Annotated in this window: 31 protein-coding genes and 1 pseudogene; 18 read left to right on the top strand and 14 right to left on the bottom strand. The window is 59.2% G+C overall.

Annotated features, from left to right (window positions below):
- Positions 1 to 12 precede the first annotated feature (12 nt).
- From OIM11_07080 to OIM11_07060, 5 genes are all read right to left on the bottom strand, one after another.
- Positions 13 to 381: a DUF4180 domain-containing protein gene (locus OIM11_07080; protein ID HJJ00890.1), complete on the bottom strand. Its 369-nt coding sequence runs from the start codon at positions 379 to 381 to the stop codon at positions 13 to 15.
- Positions 378 to 899, bottom strand: a complete 522-nt coding sequence (locus tag OIM11_07075; protein HJJ00889.1) for an N-acetyltransferase — start codon at positions 897 to 899, stop codon at positions 378 to 380. The genes OIM11_07080 and OIM11_07075 overlap by 4 nt, the downstream gene beginning before the upstream one ends.
- Positions 900 to 1003: 104 nt before the next feature.
- Positions 1004 to 1894 (bottom strand): EamA family transporter, encoded by an 891-nt coding sequence (locus tag OIM11_07070; protein ID HJJ00888.1) that lies wholly within the window; start codon positions 1892 to 1894, stop codon positions 1004 to 1006.
- Between the two features lie 46 nt (positions 1895 to 1940).
- Positions 1941 to 2456, bottom strand: a complete 516-nt coding sequence (locus OIM11_07065; GenBank protein ID HJJ00887.1) for a GNAT family N-acetyltransferase — start codon at positions 2454 to 2456, stop codon at positions 1941 to 1943.
- 251 nt (positions 2457 to 2707) lie between these two features.
- Positions 2708 to 4498: a sodium:proton antiporter gene (locus OIM11_07060; protein ID HJJ00886.1), complete on the bottom strand. Its 1791-nt coding sequence runs from the start codon at positions 4496 to 4498 to the stop codon at positions 2708 to 2710.
- A gap of 134 nt (positions 4499 to 4632) precedes the next feature.
- Here OIM11_07060 and OIM11_07055 point away from each other — a divergent pair, with 134 nt between their 5' ends.
- The 6 genes and pseudogenes from OIM11_07055 (at position 4633) to OIM11_07030 (ending at position 8362) form a co-directional block, all read left to right on the top strand.
- A complete protein-coding gene (locus tag OIM11_07055; protein HJJ00885.1) occupies positions 4633 to 5466 on the top strand; it encodes a hypothetical protein in 834 nt (277 codons plus the stop codon).
- The gene (locus OIM11_07050) at positions 5463 to 6605 is read left to right on the top strand and encodes a helix-turn-helix domain-containing protein (protein HJJ00884.1); all 1143 of its coding nucleotides are present in this window, start codon (positions 5463 to 5465) and stop codon (positions 6603 to 6605) included. Before OIM11_07055 ends, OIM11_07050 begins: the two co-directional genes overlap by 4 nt.
- 4 nt (positions 6606 to 6609) lie before the next feature.
- Positions 6610 to 6921 (top strand): annotated as a pseudogene (locus OIM11_07045) (MGMT family protein).
- A 171-nt stretch (positions 6922 to 7092) separates the two neighbouring features.
- Positions 7093 to 7464: a GNAT family N-acetyltransferase gene (locus OIM11_07040; protein ID HJJ00883.1), complete on the top strand. Its 372-nt coding sequence runs from the start codon at positions 7093 to 7095 to the stop codon at positions 7462 to 7464.
- Between the two features lie 111 nt (positions 7465 to 7575).
- The gene (locus OIM11_07035) at positions 7576 to 8145 is read left to right on the top strand and encodes a GrpB family protein (GenBank protein HJJ00882.1); all 570 of its coding nucleotides are present in this window, start codon (positions 7576 to 7578) and stop codon (positions 8143 to 8145) included.
- Positions 8146 to 8176: 31 nt separating this feature from the next.
- On the top strand, positions 8177 to 8362 hold the full coding sequence (locus OIM11_07030) for a hypothetical protein (protein ID HJJ00881.1): 186 nt from the start codon (positions 8177 to 8179) through the stop codon (positions 8360 to 8362).
- Between the two features lie 108 nt (positions 8363 to 8470).
- On the opposite strand, the gene OIM11_07025 is transcribed toward OIM11_07030, so the two are convergent.
- Positions 8471 to 9145, bottom strand: a complete 675-nt coding sequence (locus OIM11_07025; GenBank protein HJJ00880.1) for a TIGR00266 family protein — start codon at positions 9143 to 9145, stop codon at positions 8471 to 8473.
- A 340-nt stretch (positions 9146 to 9485) separates the two neighbouring features.
- On the opposite strand from OIM11_07025, the gene OIM11_07020 reads away from it, so the two are divergent.
- Complete coding sequence (locus tag OIM11_07020) at positions 9486 to 10193, top strand: TetR/AcrR family transcriptional regulator (protein ID HJJ00879.1); 708 nt, start codon at positions 9486 to 9488, stop codon at positions 10191 to 10193.
- 7 nt (positions 10194 to 10200) lie between these two features.
- Here OIM11_07020 and OIM11_07015 read toward each other — a convergent pair whose 3' ends face one another.
- Positions 10201 to 11091 (bottom strand): DMT family transporter, encoded by an 891-nt coding sequence (locus OIM11_07015; GenBank protein HJJ00878.1) that lies wholly within the window; start codon positions 11089 to 11091, stop codon positions 10201 to 10203.
- 190 nt (positions 11092 to 11281) lie between these two features.
- Here OIM11_07015 and OIM11_07010 point away from each other — a divergent pair, with 190 nt between their 5' ends.
- From OIM11_07010 to OIM11_06990, 5 genes are all read left to right on the top strand, one after another.
- A complete protein-coding gene (locus OIM11_07010; GenBank protein ID HJJ00877.1) occupies positions 11282 to 11740 on the top strand; it encodes a zinc ribbon domain-containing protein in 459 nt (152 codons plus the stop codon).
- 34 nt (positions 11741 to 11774) lie between these two features.
- Positions 11775 to 12614 carry an alpha/beta hydrolase gene (locus OIM11_07005; protein ID HJJ00876.1) on the top strand — a complete coding sequence of 280 codons (840 nt, stop codon included), beginning with the start codon at positions 11775 to 11777 and terminating at the stop codon, positions 12612 to 12614.
- A gap of 142 nt (positions 12615 to 12756) precedes the next feature.
- Entirely contained in the window at positions 12757 to 13128 is a 372-nt protein-coding gene (locus tag OIM11_07000) for a GntR family transcriptional regulator (protein ID HJJ00875.1), read from the top strand.
- Positions 13129 to 13146: 18 nt separating this feature from the next.
- Positions 13147 to 14031 carry an ABC transporter ATP-binding protein gene (locus OIM11_06995; protein ID HJJ00874.1) on the top strand — a complete coding sequence of 295 codons (885 nt, stop codon included), beginning with the start codon at positions 13147 to 13149 and terminating at the stop codon, positions 14029 to 14031.
- The gene (locus OIM11_06990; GenBank protein HJJ00873.1) at positions 14028 to 14720 is read left to right on the top strand and encodes an ABC-2 transporter permease; all 693 of its coding nucleotides are present in this window, start codon (positions 14028 to 14030) and stop codon (positions 14718 to 14720) included. Before OIM11_06995 ends, OIM11_06990 begins: the two co-directional genes overlap by 4 nt.
- 49 nt (positions 14721 to 14769) lie before the next feature.
- On the opposite strand, the gene OIM11_06985 is transcribed toward OIM11_06990, so the two are convergent.
- Positions 14770 to 16029 carry a chloride channel protein gene (locus tag OIM11_06985; protein HJJ00872.1) on the bottom strand — a complete coding sequence of 420 codons (1260 nt, stop codon included), beginning with the start codon at positions 16027 to 16029 and terminating at the stop codon, positions 14770 to 14772.
- 231 nt (positions 16030 to 16260) lie between these two features.
- Here OIM11_06985 and OIM11_06980 point away from each other — a divergent pair, with 231 nt between their 5' ends.
- Positions 16261 to 16911, top strand: a complete 651-nt coding sequence (locus OIM11_06980) for a DNA/RNA non-specific endonuclease (protein HJJ00871.1) — start codon at positions 16261 to 16263, stop codon at positions 16909 to 16911.
- A 41-nt stretch (positions 16912 to 16952) separates the two neighbouring features.
- Here OIM11_06980 and brnQ read toward each other — a convergent pair whose 3' ends face one another.
- The 3 genes from brnQ to OIM11_06965 all read right to left on the bottom strand — a co-directional run bounded on the left by brnQ (position 16953) and on the right by OIM11_06965 (position 20217).
- Positions 16953 to 18218, bottom strand: a complete 1266-nt coding sequence (gene brnQ, locus OIM11_06975) for a branched-chain amino acid transport system II carrier protein (GenBank protein ID HJJ00870.1) — start codon at positions 18216 to 18218, stop codon at positions 16953 to 16955.
- Between the two features lie 131 nt (positions 18219 to 18349).
- Complete coding sequence (locus tag OIM11_06970) at positions 18350 to 19321, bottom strand: DNA alkylation repair protein (protein HJJ00869.1); 972 nt, start codon at positions 19319 to 19321, stop codon at positions 18350 to 18352.
- 5 nt (positions 19322 to 19326) lie between these two features.
- Positions 19327 to 20217 carry a prolyl oligopeptidase family serine peptidase gene (locus OIM11_06965; GenBank protein HJJ00868.1) on the bottom strand — a complete coding sequence of 297 codons (891 nt, stop codon included), beginning with the start codon at positions 20215 to 20217 and terminating at the stop codon, positions 19327 to 19329.
- A 174-nt stretch (positions 20218 to 20391) separates the two neighbouring features.
- Here OIM11_06965 and OIM11_06960 point away from each other — a divergent pair, with 174 nt between their 5' ends.
- Positions 20392 to 20763, top strand: coding sequence for a YxeA family protein (locus OIM11_06960; GenBank protein HJJ00867.1), 372 nt, complete (start codon positions 20392 to 20394; stop codon positions 20761 to 20763).
- Positions 20764 to 20804: 41 nt separating this feature from the next.
- On the opposite strand, the gene OIM11_06955 is transcribed toward OIM11_06960, so the two are convergent.
- Positions 20805 to 21254 carry an acetyltransferase gene (locus OIM11_06955; protein ID HJJ00866.1) on the bottom strand — a complete coding sequence of 150 codons (450 nt, stop codon included), beginning with the start codon at positions 21252 to 21254 and terminating at the stop codon, positions 20805 to 20807.
- A 230-nt stretch (positions 21255 to 21484) separates the two neighbouring features.
- Here OIM11_06955 and OIM11_06950 point away from each other — a divergent pair, with 230 nt between their 5' ends.
- From OIM11_06950 to OIM11_06940, 3 genes are all read left to right on the top strand, one after another.
- Positions 21485 to 21967: a hypothetical protein gene (locus tag OIM11_06950; GenBank protein ID HJJ00865.1), complete on the top strand. Its 483-nt coding sequence runs from the start codon at positions 21485 to 21487 to the stop codon at positions 21965 to 21967.
- 340 nt (positions 21968 to 22307) lie between these two features.
- Complete coding sequence (locus tag OIM11_06945) at positions 22308 to 22499, top strand: hypothetical protein (protein ID HJJ00864.1); 192 nt, start codon at positions 22308 to 22310, stop codon at positions 22497 to 22499.
- A gap of 78 nt (positions 22500 to 22577) precedes the next feature.
- The gene (locus tag OIM11_06940; GenBank protein HJJ00863.1) at positions 22578 to 22778 is read left to right on the top strand and encodes a hypothetical protein; all 201 of its coding nucleotides are present in this window, start codon (positions 22578 to 22580) and stop codon (positions 22776 to 22778) included.
- A gap of 162 nt (positions 22779 to 22940) precedes the next feature.
- On the opposite strand, the gene OIM11_06935 is transcribed toward OIM11_06940, so the two are convergent.
- Together OIM11_06935 and OIM11_06930 are read right to left on the bottom strand one after the other, a co-directional pair.
- Positions 22941 to 23492 carry a DJ-1/PfpI family protein gene (locus tag OIM11_06935; GenBank protein HJJ00862.1) on the bottom strand — a complete coding sequence of 184 codons (552 nt, stop codon included), beginning with the start codon at positions 23490 to 23492 and terminating at the stop codon, positions 22941 to 22943.
- 131 nt (positions 23493 to 23623) lie between these two features.
- Positions 23624 to 23818, bottom strand: a complete 195-nt coding sequence (locus OIM11_06930; GenBank protein HJJ00861.1) for a hypothetical protein — start codon at positions 23816 to 23818, stop codon at positions 23624 to 23626.
- Between the two features lie 149 nt (positions 23819 to 23967).
- Here OIM11_06930 and OIM11_06925 point away from each other — a divergent pair, with 149 nt between their 5' ends.
- Positions 23968 to 24285, top strand: a complete 318-nt coding sequence (locus OIM11_06925) for a hypothetical protein (protein HJJ00860.1) — start codon at positions 23968 to 23970, stop codon at positions 24283 to 24285.
- The last annotated feature ends 44 nt before the right edge of the window (positions 24286 to 24329 follow it).

The raw sequence follows: 24329 nt of genomic DNA, 5'->3' as shown, positions 1-24329 counted from the left end.
TCGCGCCCCCTATCAGCGGCTCTTTGCGAGCGCGGCGATGGCCTCATCTTTCGTGGCGACGAAGAAGAAGTCCCTGCCCTTGTTGCTCTCGTACATGAAGTCCTTGAGTGGCTTGCTCGTGTAGCGCGAATAGTCGCCGTAGATGGCCATGCGGCCGCCGTAGTTGACGTACTTCTGCAATATCTCACCGGCCAGTCCTGTGCTGAGGACGAAGAAGTCCTCGGCGATGAGCTGCTTGGGAATCACGATATTCTTCGACCCCACGTCGTACTGTGCGCTCATCAGCAGATCGATTGCCGATTGCGCGTCCGTGATGACCGGCTCGTCACTCTCCACGAGGACGCAGAGCACGTCGTTTCCCTCGATACCCGTCAAGTTCATGATGTCGCTCCTTCTCCGAATTCCTTCGCGTACGTGACCATGCCCGATATCGTCGGGGCGTTCTCGCGAAGCTTACAAGCCATGAAGTTCTCGCTCGGAACGTCGAAGCACGGGAGAATCCCCAGCGTCTCGGCCGGCACGTAGCCGACGCGTGGGTAGTACTCGTCGCTGCCGAGCACGACCGAGTAATCGTACCCGAGCTCCCGGGCTATCCTGTGTCCCTCGCGGACCAGGGCGGCGCCGATGCCGCGCCTTTGCCATGCCGGTGCCACGGACAACGGGGCAAGCGCGAGCGCGACATGCTCGCCCACGTGCAGCTTGGTGAACATGATGTGCCCGACGATTTCGCCGTCAATTTCGCACACTAGCGACAGTTCGGGAACGTATGCGCCACTCTGCCTTAGGGCATCTACCAGATCATGCTCGTTTCCATCGCTGTGCTCGGCGGTTGCGAAGGCACTCCTGACCACCTCGCGCACCGCATCGTGGTCGCCTTGCCGCTCTACCCGTATCATCATGGCGATTCCTCCGTCATTTCATCTACCGCGTACTTTACCATCGCAAATGTCGGGCTGCGCCACGTGCTGCGAAAGAACCGCAGAGCGTTCGCATCCTTCCATCCCTACGGAAACGCCGTCATGAGCGCCGTGCCGCAGACGATGAGTGCGAGTCCCATGCCCGCCCGCCACGATAGCCGCTCGTGCAGGAACAGCCAGGCAAACGCGATCGACACGACGATCGAGAGCTTGTCGATCTGCACGACGATGCTCACCTGACCGGTCTGTATGGCGTAGTAGAAGAACAGCCACGACGCGCCGGTCGCGAGGCCGGACGCTATCAGGAACAACGCCTCGCCGGGCCGCACGTCGCGCACGGCCCGCAGCTTCCCGCGTCCGGCGACGATGCCCCACGCCATCACCAGCACCACGCAGGTGCGGATCGCGGTCGCCAGGTTCGAGTCGACGCCCTCGATGCCGACCTTCGCGAGAATCGAGGTGAGCGCCGCGAACACCGCGGCCCCGATGGCATACCACAGCCATCCATGTCCGCCTCCGCTGCCATCCCGCGCGTCACTGCCGTCCTGCCCCGCCTTCCGCTCGATCATGAGGTAGGTGCCCACGCCGATCGCGATGATGGAGGCGAGTTTGACCACGAGGTTGCTCGTCTCGCCGAACAGGACGATTGCGAAGAGCGCGGCCAGGATCGTGCTCGACTTGTCCACGGGTACGACCTTGTTGACGTCGCCAAGCGAAAGCGCCTTGAAGTAGCAGATCCAAGACGCGCCCGTCGCGAGCCCCGAGGCGATGAGAAACGTCCACGAGAGGGGAGCGATACGGGTTATTCCGCCTTGCGCGCCGGTGACGAAGACGACGATCCAGGCAAAGACGAGCACGACCGCGGTTCGAATGCCCGTGGCGATGTCGGAATCGGTCTCTCGTACGCCGCATTTGGCGAGAATCGACGTTACGCCCGCGAAGAGCGCCGCGAGCAGTGCCGCGCTAACCCAACCCATAGCCTACGCTCCTGATCCTCCTCTGGCTATCGTCGCCTCGTCAGCTCTACAGCTCATGATAGTACGGGCAGATGTCGACATACGTGCCATCGGGCATGCGAAAGCCACCGGGAATGGTGCCGAGCTGCACGAAGCCGAGCTTCTCGTAGAGGTGGCGCGCGCCGGCGTTGGTCGCGACGACGGCGTTGAACTGCAGCACGCGAAAGCCGTGCGCCTTACCCTGGACAAGCGAGTCCTCGACGAGCATGCGGCCCACGCCCTTGCCGCGCACGGCCGAACCGACTGCGTAGCTGGCGTTGGCGATGTGCCCGCAGCGCCCGACGTTGTTGGGATGCAGGATGTAGAGCCCGATGACGTGCCCGTCCTCCTCGGCGATGCCACAGTACGTCTGCGACGCGAAGAACGTGCCGCCGCTCGTGAGGTCCAGCTCCTCTTCCTGGGGAAACGCGATGCCGTCTCTCACGACCTCGTTCCAGATGTCCACCATCTCGGTGAGGTCATCCTGCCGGTAGCTCCTGATCTCCATCATCTGCTCCTCGTCATGTCGTAATAACGCGATCATGATAGTACACCGGCGAGATGGCGCCTCTTGCCATTGACTCTGATCGCTACGACGCACCTTGTGCCAAGAAATACTAAGTGGTGACCGCTAGATGACGAAGAATGCGGTTTGATGACCGTATTTTGCGGTCACGACCAGGGAAAACATGGCATCCAGCGGTCACGAACTTGCAATCCTTGGCACAGTGGGATGGTGCATACACCAGCTCTCGATGCCTTGGATGCTCGCTAGCGATGTGCCATCCATCCACCTCAGAGCGTGAGCTGCTGGATGTACACGTCGTTGCGCAGCTCCTTGGCGTGCTTGGGGTCGATCTGCCCGTCGTGGGCCATCTCCTTCACGTACTCGAGCTCGCGGGTCAGTGCTTGGGCCTGGACGTCCTCCACCGCATCGTAGACGTCACGCAGGGCGCGAAAATGCGCGGTGAGGATTGATGGGTCTTCGGCCTCCTCGTCACCGTCGTAGAAACCGGATTCCCTGAGCTCGGAGTCGAGCTCCTCGATGCGCTCGTATTGCTCGTCGCATTGCGCTATCACCTGTCGGGCCTGCGCGGCCACGTCGGCGGAGGCGCGCTTGGCGATGTCTGCGAGCTGGTCGGCGTAGCGCTTCATCACGATGACCGTGGCCGGTTCGTCAACATCGCCGTTTACGGCTGCCATCTGCGCCGATGCCTCCCCGGTGACCGATCCCGTCTGGTGGGCATCGACCCTTATGGATTCGATGACCCGCATGAGCAGCCGCGCCTCGGCATCCACCTGCCTTTTCGTGCGGCGCGAATCGGCCTTGTGCGGCACCAGCGTCGGCACGGCGAAGTTCGCCAGCAAGAGCGTGCACAGGATGACGCCGGAAGCGATGGACGCGAGCATTGTGTGGACCGGGAGCGCCCCGGATGCCGGTAGCGTGGCGGGCACTGTCAGGATGAGCGAGAGCGTGATGCCGCCCTTGGGGCCCGCGAAGGCCGTGGCCAGTGCACTGCGAAAGTGCTCGCCGTTGAGCAAGGTGCGCACGGGCTGCCTGCGGGCGAGGCAGTGCACGACGTCCATCCCCGCGATCCAGCAGAAGCGTACGATTTCCAGAACCAGCGTGAGGACGATGACGACGCCGAACATGAGCCACGGATCGCCGAAGCCGCCGTCGGCAGCCGGCGCGATGAAGCGGGGCAGCTGCATGCCCAGCAAGACGAAGATGATGCCGTTGAGGATGAAGCCGAGCGTATCCCAGACGCCCTTGGCCTGCATGCGCTGGCGCGCGGTCTGGGGCGTGTGACGATGGGGGAGAAGCGACATGACCATGCCCGCCATGACCACGGCGATGACGGCGCCGATGTGGATCTGGTGGCAGATGAGGTAGATCACGAAGGGCAAGAGCAGCTCGAGGGTCACGTGCAGGTTGGGGCTGTCTATGCCGCGACGGCGGATGAACTCCAGCAACAGCCATGCCGCGAAGCCCAGGATGACGCCTCCGAAAAGTCCGCCGAAGAGCTCCAGGGCGAACTCCTCGCCGGCGTGCGCCAGGGAAAGCGCCCCCGTGAGGGCAAATCCGATGGCGGTCTTGAACACCACCGTGCCGGTCACGTCGTTGAAGAACGCCTCGCCCATCAAAAGCGTCTCGTGGCGCTTGCCGAAGCGGAAGTCCTTGGAGAGCTCCGTGACGGCCACCGCGTCGGTCGATCCCATGGCGGCGCCAAAGGCGATGGCGGCGGCCAATGGGATGGCGGGAAGCAGCGCGTGCAGCGCGAAGCCCACGGCGACGACGGTGACGAGCACGAGTCCCACGGCAAGCGAGAAGATGCCCCAGCGGCTCTTCCAGAGGGCGCCGGAATCGGCATGGCGCGACTCGTTGAAGTGCAGCGGGGCGATGAACAGGATGAGCAGCAGCTCGGCATCCAGCCCGGTGTCGAAGGAGCCCGTGACGAAGACGGCGATGACGGCACCGAGCGCAATCTGCACGAGGGGAAGCGACAACGCGGGCAGGAAGCGCCCGATGATGCTGGAGACCACCACGGCCGCCAGCAGGAACAGCACGAGTTGCAGCGCTTCCATCCGTGTCCTCCTTCGTAGGTTTTCAGAGCATTGTAGCGCGATGAGCTAGTGGGGAAGCCGACGGATAATGAGAAGCGCTCTATAATATGTATGTATTATAATACATACAACAACATTAGACTGAGGAGCTGCCAGTGGGTACTCGCGATGTCATAAAGAAGTTACAAGACTACACGCATCTCGCGTGGGACGAGAAAGCCGTCACAAGTGGCACGGGTGGCACGTTCCTCAAGTCGCGTACCAAATCGAGTAGGGGAAACATCTACTATAAGCTTTCCTGCTATGACCGACATCAGGGTATTTACGGACACGAATCCGTGAACGAGCTCATCGCGAGTCGGTTGCTCGACAATCTCGGCATTTCCCATATCCCCTATAAGCTCGTACATGCACTTGTCATGGTGAAGGGGCAGACGCACGAGACGTGGCTCAGCGAGTCGAGGGACTATCGTCGTCCCCACGAGCGACGCCAGGCCCTTGACACCTATATCGACCTGAATGCCCGGGGTGATGAGTCGCCACTCGAATTTTGCACGAAACGGGGATGGACGGATGCGATTAACGCGATGATGGCGTTCGATTATCTCATCATCAATCGCGATCGCCATGGCGCGAACATCGAGGTTATCTTGCGTGACGGGACGGTCGAGCTTGCGCCACTTTTCGACCATGGCGTCTCCTTCGCGTTTTCGTGTTACGACGACGAAGAGCGGATACGTACGTTCGATCCGATGGCTGACAGAAACGCAAACAACTACATCGGATCGCGTTCGCTCGAGCGCAATCTCGAACTTGTCCCGTCAGGCGCGCTACAAGGCAGCGTGCTCTCTGATGGGGGTGCATCCCTTTTCCGGGGACTCGAAGATGCAATGCCTGATTGCCTTCGGGAAAAGATATGGGAGATTGTCAGCATACGCTGGCAGCATCTTGTAGACCTTGGCATAGCAAAGGAGTGTGGTGACCAATGACGGTCGAATACTTTGCCATACGGGACGGCGCGCGCAGAAAGGCCACGCCGTGCGCGTTCATGCGTTACGCCGATGAAACGGGCTTCGAGATTGATATCGATTCAGACGTTTCCGCGGACGAGGTGCCGGCGTTCTTCGTTCCGTTTGTCGAGAAGGAGGAGCGCTATATCGGTGCGGACCTAGCCCTTCGTTGGGTACGTGAGCGCGTGCCACCTCCGGGAAGGCAAAACCTGGGCGAGATTCTGGATGCCCATGGGCTCAGCGAATACAGCGAGCTTACGCTGCTGCGGGCAGGACGTGGGGAGAGCTCTCAGGATAGTTTCGTCGTCGAGGAAATAGACGAGGCAAGCTACGAGTCAGGCCGCGTTGATCGAACGATGCAGCGCCGGCAGAAGCTCGGCCAGGAGATCAAAGCACGGCGCATGGGTCTGGGCATGTCCCAGCGCGAACTTGCGGATGCCATCGGCATCGACCAGCCGGCATTGAGTCGGATTGAGGCGGGCAAGGCCAATGTGACCTTCGACTTGCTGGCTGATATCGATGAGGTGCTTTCCGGGGATAGTCGGCCGATGCTGAGTCTTGCTAGGCGCGCGTTGTGGAATGCGGAACGCAGAGAATTGCATGGGCTCATCAAGCGATGCGCGCCATCGCTTGCCCAGGTATACAAGCGGCTGATTGACGAGCTCGAGGTGTATTCCGAGGACGCGGTTTCAGCGGTTGCCGATTCACGGATTATCTCGTGGTGCTTCGAGGATCTTGGCTCCGCGACCGGAGGACTGGGAAAGGAAGGGCCTGCGTTCGAAGACTGCATGAGCCAGCTCCTTGTCCTAGAGAGCACTCTGAAAGAGGCGTTCGAGAAGTTTATCGATGCAAACAAGGAGCTCTTCGAGTTGGTTAGGAGGGCGAATCGCATCGACGCCAAAGGCAAGTACGCGTCTTTAGGACAAGATAATTTCAACATGTTTGTTACGCTGCTTGAGGCCAGTGATATGCAAGATGCGGTGATACACGAGTTAAAGAATCCATACTGGTTGGATGCGTTGAGCGATGCCAGGCTAACCGAGCAGCGCACCGACCTTGGGACAGACAGTGGGTTCGGAAATTATTCGTATCGCTTCGCCAAGTTAGGGGAGGGCTAATTTCGTGGGCGCTTTTTCGGACCGGGTGTTTGCGGTCGTTCAGCACATTCCGCGCGGGAGTGTCGCGACGTACGGGCAGATTGCGCGTATCATCGGCGCTTCGCGTTCGGCGCGCTACGTTGGCTATGCCCTGCGCAACAATCCATCCCCTGGTATGGGACCGGGGGATATTCCCTGCCATCGCGTCGTGTTCAAGGACGGCTCCATGGCGCGCAGCTTCGCGTTTGGCGGACCGGAGGAACAACATGCCATGCTCGAGTCCGAGGGTGTGGACTTCGACGATGACGGCCGTGTGATGATGGGGAAATGCCAGTGGGATGATTGCGGCGTCGGCTGGGAGGCGGAACTGGCGCAGTGGCCGCTTCACGATTGCGAGAGCTGCGATGAGCTGAGGAAAGGTAAAGAACCACCCATGCTCATTCGCGAGGAACATGGCGACAGACGGCGCCACCTGCCCCTGCTCCTGCTTGCCGATGAGCAGGAAAGCATGGTCGATCGCTATCTCGACGAAGGCACGATGTACGTCCTGGAGGTCGACGGCGTCGTGGTGGGCGAGTGCGTTGTGAACGATGTGGGCAACGGCGTGCTGGAGATCAAGAACATCGCTGTCAATCCCTCTCACCAGCACCAGGGTTATGGGCGCATACTCATCGACTTCGTGGCCATGCGCCATGCAGGCGAGTATGACATCCTGCAAGTGGGGACAGGCGACAGTCCGCTCACCGTGCCGTTTTACGAGCGATGCGGCTTCGAGCGCTCTCATGTGGTCGAAGGATTCTTCACGGAAAACTACGACCATCCCATATTCGAGGGCGGTGTTCGGCTTGTCGACATGGTCTATCTGCGCAAGCGTTTGTAGATGGAGCTTGGGTTTACCGTGCGGCGGTTCCTCTTATCCTTTCGCGCCTGTCCTAATCCGGCTAAGAGTATTTACAATGACTCCATGGCCACGACCAAAGGAGCGCTACCTGTGTCCAAATCCTTGACCGACATGTCCCTTGAGGAGCTCTGGCAGCTCTTTCCCATCGAGCTCGTGGAGCATCGGGATTGCTGGGCTGGCTGGTATCGAGAGGAGGCCTCCGCGCTCGATGGCATCCTGTCTCCGGGCCTGCCGCATGCAATCCACCACATCGGTAGCACGGCAATCGATGGCATCTGGGCAAAACCCATCGTCGACATTCTCGTCGAGCTACCCGATGATGCGGCCATCGAATCCGCCAAGGCACGGCTTGCAGCCCATGGCTACCTGGCCATGGCCGACCGCGACCTCAACAAGGGCTACACGCCGGAAGGCTTCGCCGAGCGGGTTTTCCACGTCCACTTGCGCATTGCCGGCGACAATGATGAGATTTACTTCCGCGATTATCTCAACGCCCATCCCGATGTCGCCCAAGAGTACGAGCGCCTCAAGCTCTCGCTTTGGAAGGAGTTCGAGCACGACCGCGATGGCTACACGCAGGCGAAGGCCGCCTTCGTCAGGAAGTACACGGACCTCGCCAAGGCCGAGCATTCGTCTGGCACGGACGTGTTACCCTGCTGAGCAACACATGTGGTTACTTGAAGGAGCAGACATGAAAGCCGGTACGCAGATAAAGGGTCACGTGGACTCCACGTTAAAGGAGACGGCCGAAGATGCTCGTCACGAAGGCTGTCCGCAGCAGGAAGCTGCGACAGCGCCGGGAGAGCTTCCCGCGGACAAGAAGGCGCTCGCAGATGAGCTCATCAAGCAGTATCGCCTCGAGGAGCTCTGCAGGTAATACGCATCCATGAGAAGCAGCGGGGATTGCTCCTCGCCGCTTCATCTTCAGGAATAGCTTGCATTCGAAGCCGCATGCGGGAATTGCTCCGCGCCTGTGCCGCCTTCGCTAGCTGGAGACAGGCAGGTGCGCGGCGATGGAGTTTGCCAGCGTCGCGAGCGGCATCGTCTGCAACCACAGCGTACCCGGGCCAGTCACCTTCGTGTTGAAGAGGCCTTCGCCGCCCAGCATGATGTTCTTGGCTCCATGGATGCGCTCGACCTCGATCGTCATGCCCTCGGTAAATCCGAGCACGTTGCCGGTGTCAATGAGCATGCTCTGCCCGGCGGCCAGCTCGTACTTCATCAGCTCGCCATCACATTCCAGAAAGACGATGCCCTGACCGCTCATGCGCTGCATGATGAAGCCCTCGCCGCCAAAGAAGCCGCCACTCATCTTCTTATTGAAGAAGATCGACAAATCAACGCCCATCTCCGAGGCGAGAAACGACATCTTCTGGGCGATGAAGCCCTTGCCAGGCTCGATTTGGATGGGAAGGATCTTGCCGGGAAAGCTCGAACCGAACGCGATGAGGCCGGCCGATGACGCGGTATAGATGTTCTGGAACATGGACTCGCCCGAGAACATCTTGGAGAACATCTTACCGACACCGCCGCCAGTCGTCTCCATGGTCATGCAGGGATCCATCCACACCATCGATCCCTTCTCGGTCTTCATCTGCTCACCGGCCTCCAGGTGGCAGACCACTACGGGAAACGCTCCGCCTTCGATTTCGTATTGCATGGGTCCTCCTCGACTTGGGCATTCGAACCATCGGGAGCGCCATTATAAGCGGTTTGCCATGCACGACGGTCGCAAACCGACGCTTCCCGGCGTGCGCGGAGTCCCGTGCGATGCTGCGTGTCGATATCGTTTCCCTGACGGTTCGGTGACGTGGGGTCGATGGCTTTGAAGCATGCCTTTAGAATGACCGTGACCTGCTCCTTCGATTCGGCCAGCTGATGTGCGATGAATCAAGGAAATCGCACCGAGCGTAGCAGCCGCGCACATGCCAGTGTTTAACAAAATCCCTTGGATTATGAAACGTGAGTATGGTTTTATGGTGACTCCGAAAGGGGTACTCATGACTAATATCCCCCGATATGGCAACCGCACGCCCGCCAAAGCGGCTTCACATGTCAGACCTCGACGCAAGAATCTCATGGAAACACGACGTCTTTCTGGGACGCAGGGCTCGATCGTGAGCGCGGCACGCAAACTCATAGAGCGCAATGGAGTCCATGCGACGACGGTCACCGCCATCGCCGAGGAAGCCAACGTCACGCGCGAGCTCGTCTACTATCACTTCCAAAACAAGAATGGCGTCATAGAGGCGCTGCTCGATGACTATGTCGAGGATCTTGTGGAAAGCGTCATCACGTGGAACGAGGAGCGCACCTTCGGCGACACCGCCGGGTCGCTCAAGAAGTGCATACGCACCTTCCGTTACGTGCTCTACGATGCAAAGGGCAAACCGCGCCCGATGATTCACGTGCTCGAGGAGCTGGGGGTGCGCGATGCGTTCGGCGTGCGGGCAGCGCAGGAGACGGTGGACTGCTTCAGCGACCACATCGTCACGGAGTATGCGGCCCATCATCAGATCGAGATCGACCTCGTATACGAAATGCTCTGCGTCACGATTTACGGCCTGGTGGGGTTAGCCAAGATCAAGCCCAGCGTCTCGGACGAGGAGCTCATGAAGATCGTGGAGCAGACGCTCCGCCTTGACATGGGTGTGATCGAGGAAGCCGGGAGCAAGCGCGAGGCCACCCCAAACGCATCCGAGGCATAGCCCCGTCCTATGCCGCATCTTTGCCCTTCAGGGTAATGACGAGGACGGATGCGACGATGACGACTGCGCCGACGAGCTGGATGACGGATAGTGTCTCGCCTAGGATGAGCCATGCCAGGAAGAGCGATGCGGGGGTTTCGATCAAGCTGAGTATCGCCGCCTTGGTGGAGCCGATGTACTTGATCGCGACGATGTAGAGGACAATCGGCAGGATCGTGGCAATGATGGCAAAGCCGGACGCGATGCCAAAGCGGTACAGGTCAAATCCCATGAAGGCGCCGGGGACCTCTGGGGCAAACAGAACGAGCGATGCCACCAGGCAGACCGTCGACATCGTGAACGTCGAGGTAAACGAGCTCTCCTCGGAGCTTGTGACGTGGATTATCACGGAATAGCCCGCGAACGAAAGGCAGGCGAGGACCGAGAAAAGCACCCCAAGGGGCTCCATGAACACGGCATGCGGCTCGAGTATTCCGGATATGAGGATGATGCCGATGATGGAAAGCGCCAATGCCATCACCACGCGCCAGGTCATCTTTTCCTTGAAGACTATCGTGTTGAGCAGGGCGACCACGGCGGGAAACGTATAGAAGATGCACGTCACGAGACCGGCATTCATATGCTGCACCGCAAGGAGATAAATCCATGCCGAAAGGAAGAAGAATGCCGACTGGATGTATGTCTCCTTATGACGGCTGAACAATCGGTGCTTGCGCCATATCAGCAGCAGGGCACCGAGATAAACTACGGTGAACCCCATGCGCAGTATCATCGCCTGGCTGGAATCGAGACCCGTGGCATACAACAGCTTGCCGAAGATGCCCATGGTCGAGTATAAAATCGCCTGGATGATGGCGGTCGAATATCCTATGAGATTGGCTGAGGCTTTGCTGCCCATCGATAGCCCCCATTGCGAGAAAGCGTGACTTCGGTCAATTGTATACGACAAGCCATTCTCGCCGAATGGATTTCTCGGCATCGCCTGCGAGAGACCCCTTTGTGCATGAGCGCAACAGATGGTTGCTTGAGCTGCGCGCTGCCGTGGCGGACAATCATGGCCAGTCGAGAATCAATCGGAAGGCAATGTCATGGCAATGAATGATACTATCAAGAAGCTCCGCAAAGAGATGGGGCTTACGCAGGAAGAGATGGCGCGTAGGCTTTACGTAACGAGGCAGGCGGTCTCGCGTTGGGAGACTGGTGAGACGCAGCCGGGTATCGACATGGTGAAGCTCATCTGCGCCACGTTCAACGTACCGCTCGAGCGCTTTTTCGAGATGCCCATGGATTACTATTGCCAGAGCTGCAGCATGCCCATTCCAGATGCGGAACTGCATGGAACGAATGCGGATGGTTCCGAGAACGCGGACTATTGCAAGTGGTGCTTCAGCGACGGCGGTTTCACTGCCAAGGGGGTTACCATGGACGAGTTCATCGAGGCGACGGCGGACATGGAGGCCGAGGCGATCGGCTGCTCGCGCGAGGAGGCCGTCTCGCTCATGGCCACGTTACTTCCGCATCTGAAGCGCTGGCGTGAGGTCGAGTAAAACGAGGCCATCAAGTTGGAATACGGAGACAGACATGCCCAATGCCCCGGAGCATAAGACTTATCAGGCCGAAGACGGCATCATCCACTACTGGACGAGCGGGGGCTCTGATCCTACGGGACGGACCCTCGTCTTCTTGCCGGGGCTGACGGCCGATCATCGCCTGTTCGATAGGCAGATGGAGTACTTTGCGGGCAAACCGGGCATGCGCTGTCTTGTCTGGGATGGCCCCTCGCACGGGCTGTCGCGGCCCTTTCCGCTTACCTGGAGCCTCGATGACCTTGCGCGCGTGCTTGACGGCCTGCTCGAGCAGGAGGGAGTCGAGCATCCCGTTCTCGTCGGACAGTCGCTTGGCGGCTATGTCGCGCAAGCGTATATGGATTTGTTTCCCGGCAAGGCGGCGGGATTCGTTTCCATTGACTCCGCGCCGCTTCAGCGCGAATACATCACGGCCGTCGAGCTCTTCTTGCTCAAGCACACGCACGCGATGTATGCCTCCATTCCGTGGAATGCACTCAAGCGCTTTGGTGCGCAGGTCGCCACGTCTGGTTACGGCATGCAGCTCATGCGCACGATGATGGACGACTACGAGAAGCCAGAATACGTCGATTTGACGGCGCACGGCTTTCGCGCGCTGGCCGAGGCGATCGAGGCGAGCCGTCCGTACGTGATCGATTGCCCGGCGCTGTTGATATGCGGCGAGAAGGACAAGGCGGGCTCAGCCATGCGCTATAACCGCGCATGGACGAAACGCACGGGGCTGCCGCTCGAGTGGATTGCGGGTGCCGGGCACAACGCCAACACCGATGCTCCCGATGAGGTCAACGGACTCATCGAGGAGTTCGTAGAGTCGCTGCACGCTCCGTCTGTCTGATGATCCCTCTATCCTATCTCCCTTGACGGCTGTGTATAGGTGTGTATATACTGTCTATATTGCATATGCACACCGTCTCGTGAGGGGACGCCTTCGCGGGGCGACACGGTAGCTGCTGCAGGGCTGCCGGAAAAGAGGACCATTGGAAATAGTCATTTCAAATTCGGGCTCGGTTCCGATTTACGAGCAGATAGAAGCGCAGATCAAGGACGCGATTCTGTCCGGAGAGCTTACGCCGGGGGAGCTTCTTCCGAGCATACGTTCTCTAGCCAACGACTTGCGCGTCAGCGTGATCACGACCAAGCGGGCCTATGCCGATCTCGAGGAGCTCGGTTTTGTGGTCACGGTCCAGGGTAAGGGCACGTTCATCGCTGCCGGTAACCAGGACTTGCTGCGCGAGGAGCGCGTGCGGCATGTGGAAGAGTCGCTCGAACGTGCGATAGCGGATGCGCGTCCGCTCGGGCTCACGTCTGGCGATTTGCACGAGATGCTCGATCTGCTCCTTGAGGACTAGCCCGGCAAGGAGACACGAATGGACGCATTGATACAGGCAAACGGCCTGGGGAAGCGCTACGACGACTTCCACCTTAAAGGCATAGACATACGCGTTGAGGCCGGTACCGTCGTGGGCCTCATCGGCTCGAACGGGGCTGGAAAGACCACCACGATCAAGATGCTGCTCGGCATCCTGCGGCCCGACGAGGGCGACGTGCGGGTGCTTGGCTGCCCTGTCGGGAGCGGCTCCGCGCCAGAAGGGGAGCTCAAGCAACGCGTCGGCGTCGTCTTGGATACCTGCGCGTTTCCCGACACATCGAAAGTGAAGGATGTGGAGACGCTTGGCCGCTTCGCCTACCGCAATTGGGACGCGCATCGGTTCGCCGCGCTCTGCGAGCGCTTCGGGCTTGCTTCCAAGAAAAACGTGAAGGAGCTGTCGCGCGGCATGGGCATGAAACTCATGCTGGCGTTCGCGCTCTCGCACGATCCGGAGCTACTCATTCTCGACGAGGCTACCGCCGGCCTCGACCCGATGGCCCGCGACGAGGTGCTCGACGTCCTGCGCGAATTCATGGCCGCGGAGGGTCATGCCATCCTGCTCTCGACGCATATCACGAGCGATCTCGAGAAGATCGCCGACGAAATCGTATGCATTGACGGCGGCAAGCTCGTCTTCGACGTTCCCAAGGACGAAATCTGCGATGTGGCCGGTGTCGCACATTGCAGGGAGCGCGACCTCGAGCTGATAGGGGAGAGCGCATGGGCCGATGATGGGCGCGTGCGAAAGTTCAAGAGCGGCATGACGTACGACGTACTCGTACCCGACCGCTTCGCCTTTGCGAAGGCGTTTTCCGATATCGCGCTCGACAGTGCCAGCATCGATGATTACATGACGCTCACCTTGAAAGGAGAGCAGCTATGAAAGCCATGATTTTCTCCGACCTCATCACTTCCAAGAACGTTGCGGTGCAGCTATTGCTCGTGTCTGTCGTTATCTGCGGATTTCTCGCATGGGGCACAAACGAGACCATCGTTGGCACGGCTGCCATGGCAACGATGACGCCCATGATGTATCTCTTCTCGATTTTCGCATACGACGAGATGAACGGGTGGGAACGCTTCCGTCTGACGCTGCCTATCACCAAGCGGCAGGTCGCCTACGGGCGCTATATCAGCATGCTCATCATCGCGGTCATCTCGCTGCTTGCGGCCTGGATCGTCTCGTTCGTCTTTCTCGCAATCGTCCAGGTGTGCGGCGGCCTCGGCATGGGTACGGAGCTCGTGAATCCTGATGCCTTCATCGCAATTCTCGATTGCGGTTTTGCCGGCTTCATCTTCATCATCGTGCTCGCCTCGCTCACCTTGCCGCTTCTGATGCGCTTTGGCATGAACAAGGCAACGCGCCTCTTGCCGCTCCTCGTTGTCGTCACGATTGTGCTTGCGAGTGTCGCGATCGGCAACATGTCCGGCGCGATCGATTTGACGGCCATACGCACGTTCCTGAGCGAGAACACGGGCCTTATCACGGCGGGCGCCTGCGTCGTAGCGGCTATCTTGTACGTCGCAAGCGCATTCATCGCCGCGCGCCTTTACCAGGTTCGCGAGCTGTAGGGTGCTTGCTGACGGGGAAACCCTAGACTTGGGCGACTTTTGCGCGGGTCTATTCCCGTGCCGTCATCCAGACGCTCGGCACGGGGACGATTGACCCGATGGCCGCCGCGACGAGCAGCACGGGCGCGCCGGCGATGGGGAAGACCAGGAACAGCAACACCATCGTCATGATGGGCTGGCGCATGACGGCGCCGACGAGCGCTCCGGTCACGGCGCAGAGTGCGAACACCGGGTCGATGCCCGTGAGGGCTGCCATGCCGTACCCGATTGCGATGCCCGCGAAGATGATGGGGAAGAAATGGCCGCCACGCCAGCCCATGTTCAGGCAAAGCTGCGTTGCGAACACCTTGACGAAGCCCGTTGCGATAAGGAGCCCCGCGCCTATCGTCGTCCAGGTAAGGGACAATTCCTCGGTCTGGGCTTCGCCTGCGAACAGCACGAAAGGCAGTGCGATACCGAGCGCCCCGAGAACGAGACCGGCAAGTGCGGGCTTCACGATTACGTGGTTTCCCATGAGTGCGGAGAGCTTGCGTGCGAGTGCCCCGAACGGGAAGTAGAGCCAGCCCGCCACTGCGCCGATGGCGATGAGAGGTAGCGCCCAGAGCAGCTCGAGCGGACCGAGCGCGATATCGCTGAAGTGGGGGAGACCACCACTGCGTCCGAAGATGGATCCGAGCAGCGCCATCATCCCCATTGCCCCTGCGGCTGCCAGCACGTAGACGACGACCTTGACCGGTTTGGATACATCGAGTCTGATCTCGCTTACCGGGCGGCCCCCGTTGGACTCATCGGCCGATCCGAAAACGGGCACGGCAAGACCAAAGAGCGGTGTGGAGAAGATTGCCGATATCGCGGCGGCACAGCCTGCTTCGGCGAGCTCGCGCATTTCGGCACCCATGAAGCGCAGACGGTCGCCCACCCAGGTGCAAAGCCCGGCGATAACGCCGGTCAAACCCGCCTCGGGACCTATCGAGCCCCCAAACAGCAGCGGAAGAAGCGCGCCGAAAAACGATGCGCCCAGATGCTTGTACTCGTACCGTCCCTCGCTCTTGACCTGGGCCATCACGGTATTCATGTCATCGGGGTAGGGCCCAAACTTCTTTGCGAACAATCCGATGCACAGGCCGCCGAGCGCGCAAAAGGCGATGGGGTAGAGAACGGCCGGTAATCCGGCTGCCGCAAGTGAGGTGGGAACGACGCCCCAGAGCAGATGGATGCCCGCGTTCATGAGGAAGAAGAACGCCCAAACGAAGGCACCGGCAAAGGCGCCAAAGGCAATCGTCATCACGATGAATAGAGCTCTTCTCACGGTCTATTGGCTTTCTCATGCTCGGCTTACGTGGTTTCGCACGTGGTAATTATGACCGTCTGACCTGCGAATGAGAAGTGGCGAGGGACTGTGATATAGAATGTGCCCATGAGGACTCGTATCACGAAATACCAGCGTATCTCCCGGCCACGCTGTCTTTTCGCGCTTACTCTCGTCCTTGCGTTCAGCCTCTTGGTCGGTTGCACGCAGGACTTGCCTCTCGGGAACATCTTGTCGCAAGACCGCGCTGCGGACGCTCCTGCCAGCGGGGCTGCGACCAGCCCCGTCTTTGACCTCGGCTCGATTCCTCCCAACGACGGCAAGGGCTATGTCGAGCTCAACGGCGGCAAGCCCACGTTCACCGATGCCGACAAGGCTCTTCCGTACGGCTACGAATCGTATGCGCCGCTCGATAGCCTCGGCAGATGCGGGGCGGCTATGGCGCTCGTCGGCGTCGAGACCATCCCGGAACCAGGGACCAAACGTCAGAACATCAGCAAGATTCATCCGAGCGGTTGGGAGCAGGCACGTTACGACTTCATTCCCGGCGAGGCCCTGTACAACCGCAGCCATTTGATCGCACGCGAGCTCACGGCCGAGGAGGCCAATCCCAACAATCTCATCACGGGCACGCAATACATGAACCAGTCGAACATGCGTCCCTTCGAGGATGCCGTGCGCAACTTCATCGACTTGACCGGCTATCATGTGCTCTTCCGGGCAACGCCCATCTTCCAGGGAGACGAGCTCGTGGCCCGCGGTGTCCAACTCGAGGCGTGGTCGCTCGAGGACGAGGGGGACGGCATATGCCTCAACGTCTACTGCTACAACGAGCAGCCGGGCGTGACCATCGATTACGCGACGGGCGCTTCCTGGCTATAGGCCTTACGGTGCCTGGAGGCCGCAAATAGCCACGGGTCAGGTCACGCGCGTTTGCCCATCACCCATCCGATGGCTCCCCCTACGATGGCAAACGCGATCCATCCGAGCCCCATCGAGTAGAGCGGTAGCCAGTCGAGAGGCACCACGACGAGCGCGCCCGTGCCGTACAGCTCGAGGGCCACGCCCGCTAGAAACGCACCGATAGCCGCACCTTGATAGACATGGCGGCAGGCGATGTGCTTGTGGAAGAGCAGTAGCACGACCACGGCGATGAACGGCGGGTAGACGATGCCCAGCACCGGGTCGGCAAGCTGGATGATGTTGTCGAGTCCGATATCGCAGATGAGGACGCCGATAATGCAGTCGATGAGGAGCAAGACGTTGTAGGAGACCTTGTCCTTGAAGAGCACGCAGAAGAAGTCCGCGGCCGAGCTCACGAGTGCGACAGCGGTCGTCACGCATGCCAGCAACACGACGACGCTGAGGAGAACCATACCCGTGTCGCCGAGCAGCGCATTCACGACTGCCACGAGCAAATCGGCCTGCGACATGTTGCTCCCGAGCGTCAGCGACGTGGCGCCCAGGTACGTCAGGCCACCATAGACGATGGCGAGCATGACCACGGCGCATACGCTCGCGCGTGCCAGCAGGGACAGCCTGTCGCGCTCCTTAGAATGGCTCTTCACGACGGCAGAGTCGAGGATGATTATCGAGAATGCCGCTGCGCCCAGGACGTCCATCGTCTGGTATCCCGCCCGGACGCCCTCTTGAAACACCGTGCTCGTGAGGGGAGCTTCGATAGGCCCGATCGGGTGAACGATTCCCACGACAATCAGCACGAGAATACCAAGCACCAGGGTGGGCGTGAAGAACTTGCCGATGATGTCGACGACGCGCGATTTGCGACAGGCGAGGAGATAGACGATGGCGAAGAAGACGATGGAAAACGGGACGAGCCATGCGGATGCCGCGTTGCCGAGATAGGGGGCGACCGAAAGCTCGAAGGTCGTCGCCGCCGTGCGGGGCATGGCGAAGACAACGCACAGGCACAGGATTGCCGCTGTGCCCAAGATGGTACCGCCTACCTTGCCGAGCACCTTGTCGAAGGCATCGCGTGGGCCACCCACCGCGTTCATCACGAAGACGCCGAGGCACGATAGCACCGCATCGACGAGCAGAAAGCCGACGAAGCCCCATGCCCACAGGTCGCCGCTTTCCTGACCGAGCGTTGGCGGAAAGATGAGATTGCCTGCCCCGAAGAACATCGCGAACAGGGCGAACCCGACGATGACCGAGTCCTTTGCCAAATATATGTTACCGTGCGCCTTCATGTGAGCATTGTAGCGCGATGAGGAGGATGGGGGCTTGACGCGTTCTAACGCAGGGTGCGCAGGTAGCCCTTCATTTCGCTGGTGATGCGTCGGCTCTCGATGGCCTTCTATATTGCCTTGCGGCGCGTCCATTCGTCAAGCAACGCCTCATCGCCCTGCAGCTCGAGATACGGAAGCGCGGACGTTTCCTGTTTCGCAAGCGCTTCGGCAAAGTACCAGGCACGCATCATGTCAACGTAATAGACATCGTCTTCGCTGGCGGGGTTTTCGGCGGTGTTGGGCATGCGCGTGTGCGCAACCGAATCGAGAAAGCGCTCGTCGAATAGCTCGTCGAGATAGAGGCGCATGAGCGCACCCATGGCAAAACGAATCGTGTAGCAATGCTTTGATGCGAGCCAGCGTTCGATGTGCTCGAGCGTCTCGTCGGGACGTTTGGCAAATACCTTGACCGGCAGCTGATCGCAGGTTGCCCAATTATCCACGAAGGGCAGGAAGCGTTCGTAAAGCGCCAGGGCCGCGTCGTAGTCCTTCTCCAATCCGATGGCAAAGGCATGCACCTGGTTCTCGTCGAACAGACGATGGGGAAGCGTTTTGAGGAACGCGTCGACGTCATCGCGCTTCACGAGCTCCTTGGCGATCGTGCGCAGGGCGGGAGTCCTGACGCCGGCGATGATCTTCTTGTCCACGGTGGGCACGAGGCGTGCATGGAAGTCGCGATAGTCCAGGTCAACGTTGCGTGCCAGACTGCGACATACGAACTCGCTGGCCGTGTCCTCGCCAAAGCCGGGAAGCTCGTCGCATAGCACGTCTTCCAGCGGCGTATTCGCTGCCTTGGCGAGCAGCGCGTCCTTGTTCGCACGGTCGAGCTGCTTGAAGCGTGCCTCCGCGCTCATGGCGCGCTCCTTCGAGTAGAAGCGTGCCTGCGCGACGAGCCGCACGGGTGCATGGGCCTTCGTGTACTTGGCGCCGGTCCCTGCCTGATGCGCGGCTACGCGGGCGTCGACATCGGTGGTATAGCCCGTGTAGAGGCTGCCGTCTCCACACTCCAGGACATACATGTAATGCTCGAACGGAGTCATGGGCGCTACTGTGCGAAGAGCCAGCCGAGCACTTCGGGGTCGCGTGCCATGCGGGGGCTGCCGCCGCCATGTTGCTCGTTTGGGTCCCAGAAGTACGACGCCGGCTTCACGTCGAACACGACCAGGCGGTTGATTTCCTCCTCGCTGAGCCCCTGTGCCTCGTAGAGGGCACGCAGCTCATCGACGACCCTTTGCGCGGCCTCGACGCTGTAGAACTCGTCGTTGTCGCCCAGCGAGATGCGTAGCGGTATCCGTGCAGTGGCCAGGGCCTCGACATCCCCATCCCACTGCGAGGCGAGATGCAGTGCGGCGCGGTAGAGTTGCGGCTTGGTGTCCATGACGAGCGACAAGGTCTCGCCGCCGTAGGAGTAGCCTTCGAGGTAGACGCGCTCGGGGTCGATTTCATAGGCGAGCAGCAGGTATTCGGTCAACTCGACGATCTGATTGGCCGAGGTTTGCGTCCAATCATTGGGTTGCGGTGCGACGATGATCATGTTGGGGTCGTAGCCCTGCGCGGTAAACGCGAACTCCTCCACCTGCAGGTTTGCGCCAGCGCCCTGGTAGTAGAGACCTGGTTCGGCGGGAAGCGTCACGAAGAGCGACACGGGCCGCGTGACGTCATAGCTCTCGGGCACGAGGAGGCTGAAGTGGATGTCGCCCAGGTTGCCTGCATGGAGCACGTTATCGACGAGGAAGCCACGATCGACGTAAGTTCCGGGTGTGACCTCGTACGATGCGAGGAGCTGCACGCGTGCCTCCTCGGTGGCGGCGACCGCCTTGTCGAGGGTGGATGCGCGGACGTCCTGCGCCGTGGCTGTGGAGCCGTACGGCGTGGCGGTATAGGTGCCTATGAAGAGCAGCGCGCCCACGAGGAGCGTCAGGACTGCGACGGGCATGCGCACGGGGGTGTCCTTTCTGATTTACGGTCATCCATTGTATATGGCACCGGGTTATCCAACCTTGCAAAATCGTTAGGCAAGCGTAAGCGGGTTCGATGGTGGCTGTTATCTGCCGTTTCTAGGATGGATACATGGTCTTGGGTTGCGGATTCGTTTGCGAGGAGGCAAAAGATGGGTAAGAGGGTAGCCGTTATCGCGGCCGTGGTACTGGTTGCCGCGGTCGCCGTCGTCGGCTTTCGCTGGGGACTCATCCCCGGGATGGCGAGCGGAACGTATTACACGCAAGTCGATAACACGCAGGTTCGGGAGCAAGAGTCGGATGGTGGCGTCATCGACTTCACGGGTGGCATGCCGCTGCTCTACACGCTGCCTTCCTATGACGAGAACGGAAGCGTGCAAGACCTGAGCTTCGGCACGGAACGCCAGCTTCGGGAAGGTGCGTACCTGCGACTCAACGTCCTTCCCGTCCGCGGTGTTACGGAGTGGCGCGAGGTGCAGTACGAGGAGCTTCCGTCCGCGGTCCAGGCAAGAATGCGGCGTTAGGGTTGCGAGATGCCGTGCCAGCAAGTGTGTTAGTTACAAAGTCATCGTGCTTTCAGGTGCATGTGCAGGATGGGGAAGGGCTCGCCCTGCTCGTCGGTCTCCGATCGTCCGACGACCTCGAAACCCTCGTGTTCGTAGAAGCCTCGGGCCTGGGCGTTTTGCTCGTTCACGTCCACGGTTGTGACTCCCAGCTCGTGCACCGTGAAGTTTAAAAGCGTCGCTCCCACGCCTTTACCGCGATATGCGGGGTCGATGAAGAGCATTTCAAGCTTTCCGTCATCTACGCCGGCAAAGCCCAGCGCATGTCCGTTGTCATCGCATGCCGTCACGAGGATGCGAACCGCGCGTATCGCCTCCGGCACGTATTGCGCGATTCGTTCGACGTCCTGTTCACCCAGGAAGTCATGCGTCGCCTCGACGGATGCGCGCCACACGGACGTCAACTCCTCCACCAGCATGTCAGTGCGATTTTGCGGCATCGTGATCTGCATTGGGTATCCTTCTCTCCCGTTATGGCTCGCCGCATTCTAGCATTACGCTCCCTTATCCAAAGTGACAATCCGTATTGGCTAAGTCCCATGTATGGGACAGTGAATTTCCTCGTTCTGTTTAGAATACATGGTGAAAGGGTCGTTCGTCATCATGGCCGAGCTTTGGAATTATCGGATGGTGGCCTCGATGTCATCTCTCGATTCGGTCTGCCTGAAAGGAGTCGACTGACATGTATTTCTGGCTATTCGTAACGCTTACGGCCTTGTGCATCGGATATCGAAAGCAGATTGCTGCGCGTATCAATCGCAGTCTTGGCAATTTCTTTGCGGAGGTTGCTGAGGGAGCCAGAAATCGTCGAATCGTTTCATACGACATTCCCATAGACGAGCAGGGATGCCCGGGAATCTACGATTTCGTGTCGCGTATATGCTCTCCTGGCTGCTACATTTCCATGTTGCTTTCTCTCGATGCCGGAATCCTTGATAGGAAATGCATCATCAATTGCAACGACACATGGGGCGGGCGCAAGAATACCGAGGAAGAGGTGAAGCTCATAAAGATCACCCTCGACCCTGAAGTTGAGTCCAAAAAGATCGCGAAGCTTGAGAACCTGACAGAAGCAGAGCGCGGTGCCTATGTGACCGGTCTCGTTTGCGACGACATAGCCTATCGCAAGGAACACGGAGTTCCTATGCATGGCTGTGTCATCTGATACCACACACAGACGTTTCGCGGCTTCTAAGCAGTGCATTATGGCTGGCAATCAAACGGGAAAGGAGCATTTGCCATGGATGAGAGGGAAAGCGACATGCCCCCCCCGGGGGGGGGGTCGAGACCATAAAGAGACCATAAAGAGGTTGATATTGCTTCAGCTCGGAAGGGTCGAAAGCGCCAAGACGCTCGATGAGGTAAAGAAGATCACGCAGGATCTTGCTGGCGCGTTTCAGGACTAGGGATTACGGTGAGATAGATCCCCGTTTTCTGAGCAGTAGCATTCTGGTCAATAGTCAAACTGGTGATGGTAACGCAGCGGTTTTGATGGAGAGGCACACGTGGACAAGGAAGAAGTCGGATACATAGCAGAGGGTCTTGATGACCTTGCCCCTGATGGTGTTTTCTGCGTCTATGACGAAGATGACCCCTGCCCGTACAGCGTGAGGAAATACGCGGATATGGTCAAGAAGCTAGGTTTGAAAAAGGGCGAAGATATGCCGGGCGAATACCTTGAACAATGCCTTCTTTGATTTAGTTTCGGATCAGTGATGCCCCGACTGACAGCCAAACTAACGATTTCTATAAGATAATTGCTGAAGGGTTTGCGGATGTTTAGAGACACAGATTCATATAAATACAAGGCAGAGAGCCAACGTATGTTTGACATGTATCTCAGCTTGCTTACTGACGATTACGAGCCAGATATGGATGATATTGTCAGAGAAAATGCATCTGAAGAGTATAAGAAGCATTACTTCGATGCCCTCAGGCATCTCGATGAATTAGAAGCAGATGGGACAATGACATAGAATAGCAGCCGCTTTTGGCCGGCTATCCTTTAACCCATCGATGTGCTCTCACAGGCCGGACTTCGCACGCCCATTTCCATACAACAAGGCATTTTATATCGCTTACAGCATCAGGCGCTTCAATCCGTCAACATCCACCCACGCTGGACAGCACGCCTTTTCCTAGATCTTCCAGAAGGTCTGCCTGCGCAGCTTCTTCGCCACGTTCTCTCCGCAAATGCGAGTAACGAGGTCAAACGCGAACTCGAAGGCACCGCCCACGGAGATGCCCGTGACGACGTTGCCATCGACCACTGCATGCTTCTTCTCGAGAAATCCGCCAAAGTCGCCGTCCATGCCGGGGACGACCGTGTATTTCTTGCCTTTGTAGAGACCCAGCTTGCCCGGAATGGATGCGCCGGCGCATATGGCACCAAGCACCTTGTCGGGGTTACTCCCGAAGGCCCTGATCTGCTCCGTCGCCTTCTCGGATGCTTCGATGGGGGCGTAGCCGGACCCACCAGGGACCACAAGGGCGCTGGTTGCGGAAAAGTCGTATCCCTCCAGGGGCACGCAGCCGTCGATAACGAGTCCATTGGTGCCCGTGACCTGCGCGGCTCCGTTGACACTCACGAGGTCCACTTCGAGTCCCGCTTCGCGCAGTATGTCGAAGGGCACCACGAGCTCGATTTCCTCGAAGCCGTCGGCGGCGAGGATGGCGACACGCTTTGGCATATCGCTGCCTTGACTGGAATTCATGTCGGGTCATCTCCCTGAATGGCACTTGATTAGCAAGTTCATTATACCTCGTTCAGGATATAGTTGACGCTGCTATCGCATCGAGATGCGTGATGTCAGTAGTTCCTCTACAGCAACCCGTGTTCGCGGTATATGTCCAGCATGGCCGACAACGTCATCTTGCGGGCGAAGAGCTGCTTGTAGGTGACGGTCTTGAACTTGCCGGCGGCCTTGAGCTCGTCAAGGCGCGCAATTACCTCGTCGAACTCCCGCACGACGTCGTCGCGCATCTCCCGGTATCTCTCGAGTGATTCGTCAACCATGGTCATTCATCTCCAGTCCGTTGCTCTGTTCGTAGGATACTGCATCGCTATCTCGGTATTCGGGAAAGATGACATATCAGATTCCATTGTCTCATTCTTCATTCTTGGAATAGAATATATACATCAGCACACAAACGAAGGAGGCCATCATGGCTGACAAGGAGCTTTTACATAAGATCGTGGAGATGCAGGAACGCGTCATCGCACAGATGGATTCGCTAAAGGACCAGGATCTCGTCACGAACGACCTCAGGAAGGCCGCCGACAAGGCCCAGGAATGGGCTCGCGCGGTCATGAAGGAGGAGGGCAATGACAAGTCCTACCGCGAGTGGCCGCCCAAGCAGTTCGCCCACGAGCTCAAAAAGCACATCAACGCGTTCGGAAACCACGAGGGCACGCAACTCGTACGCGAGTACGAGCAGCTCGTCGGAAAGCTGCCTTACGACGCTGATCACGAGCACGTCTAGGCTGCATTCCGCCATTGCGCTAGGCTTGCCTGTCGCTTTTTCGC

Source organism: Coriobacteriaceae bacterium, assembly GCA_025992705.1.
Classification (GTDB): Bacteria; Actinomycetota; Coriobacteriia; order Coriobacteriales; family QAMH01; genus QAMH01.
The sequence above is the reverse complement of the archived record's forward strand: the minus strand, read 5'-3'. Positions and strand labels throughout refer to the sequence as shown.

Bases quoted from the DNA above. Each gene is read 5' to 3' on its own strand.
- OIM11_07050 (HJJ00884.1), top strand. From the start codon at position 5,463: ATGACGGTCGAATACTTTGCCATACGGGACGGCGCGCGCAGAAAGGCC.
- OIM11_06970 (HJJ00869.1), bottom strand. From the start codon at position 19,321: ATGACTCCGTTCGAGCATTACATGTATGTCCTGGAGTGTGGAGACGGC.
- OIM11_07030 (HJJ00881.1), top strand. From the start codon at position 8,177: ATGAAAGCCGGTACGCAGATAAAGGGTCACGTGGACTCCACGTTAAAG.
- OIM11_06955 (HJJ00866.1), bottom strand. From the start codon at position 21,254: ATGCAGATCACGATGCCGCAAAATCGCACTGACATGCTGGTGGAGGAG.
- OIM11_07010 (HJJ00877.1), top strand. From the start codon at position 11,282: ATGGCAATGAATGATACTATCAAGAAGCTCCGCAAAGAGATGGGGCTT.
- OIM11_06995 (HJJ00874.1), top strand. From the start codon at position 13,147: ATGGACGCATTGATACAGGCAAACGGCCTGGGGAAGCGCTACGACGAC.
- OIM11_06930 (HJJ00861.1), bottom strand. From the start codon at position 23,818: ATGGTTGACGAATCACTCGAGAGATACCGGGAGATGCGCGACGACGTC.
- OIM11_07070 (HJJ00888.1), bottom strand. From the start codon at position 1,894: ATGGGTTGGGTTAGCGCGGCACTGCTCGCGGCGCTCTTCGCGGGCGTA.
- OIM11_06965 (HJJ00868.1), bottom strand. From the start codon at position 20,217: ATGCCCGTCGCAGTCCTGACGCTCCTCGTGGGCGCGCTGCTCTTCATA.
- OIM11_07080 (HJJ00890.1), bottom strand. From the start codon at position 381: ATGAACTTGACGGGTATCGAGGGAAACGACGTGCTCTGCGTCCTCGTG.
- OIM11_07060 (HJJ00886.1), bottom strand. From the start codon at position 4,498: ATGGAAGCGCTGCAACTCGTGCTGTTCCTGCTGGCGGCCGTGGTGGTC.
- OIM11_07005 (HJJ00876.1), top strand. From the start codon at position 11,775: ATGCCCAATGCCCCGGAGCATAAGACTTATCAGGCCGAAGACGGCATC.
- OIM11_06960 (HJJ00867.1), top strand. From the start codon at position 20,392: ATGGGTAAGAGGGTAGCCGTTATCGCGGCCGTGGTACTGGTTGCCGCG.
- OIM11_06935 (HJJ00862.1), bottom strand. From the start codon at position 23,492: ATGCCAAAGCGTGTCGCCATCCTCGCCGCCGACGGCTTCGAGGAAATC.
- OIM11_07075 (HJJ00889.1), bottom strand. From the start codon at position 899: ATGATGATACGGGTAGAGCGGCAAGGCGACCACGATGCGGTGCGCGAG.
- OIM11_07040 (HJJ00883.1), top strand. From the start codon at position 7,093: ATGGTCGATCGCTATCTCGACGAAGGCACGATGTACGTCCTGGAGGTC.
- OIM11_06940 (HJJ00863.1), top strand. From the start codon at position 22,578: ATGTTTAGAGACACAGATTCATATAAATACAAGGCAGAGAGCCAACGT.
- OIM11_06990 (HJJ00873.1), top strand. From the start codon at position 14,028: ATGAAAGCCATGATTTTCTCCGACCTCATCACTTCCAAGAACGTTGCG.
- OIM11_06925 (HJJ00860.1), top strand. From the start codon at position 23,968: ATGGCTGACAAGGAGCTTTTACATAAGATCGTGGAGATGCAGGAACGC.
- OIM11_07025 (HJJ00880.1), bottom strand. From the start codon at position 9,145: ATGCAATACGAAATCGAAGGCGGAGCGTTTCCCGTAGTGGTCTGCCAC.
- OIM11_06950 (HJJ00865.1), top strand. From the start codon at position 21,485: ATGTATTTCTGGCTATTCGTAACGCTTACGGCCTTGTGCATCGGATAT.
- OIM11_07015 (HJJ00878.1), bottom strand. From the start codon at position 11,091: ATGGGCAGCAAAGCCTCAGCCAATCTCATAGGATATTCGACCGCCATC.
- OIM11_07020 (HJJ00879.1), top strand. From the start codon at position 9,486: ATGACTAATATCCCCCGATATGGCAACCGCACGCCCGCCAAAGCGGCT.
- OIM11_07065 (HJJ00887.1), bottom strand. From the start codon at position 2,456: ATGATCGCGTTATTACGACATGACGAGGAGCAGATGATGGAGATCAGG.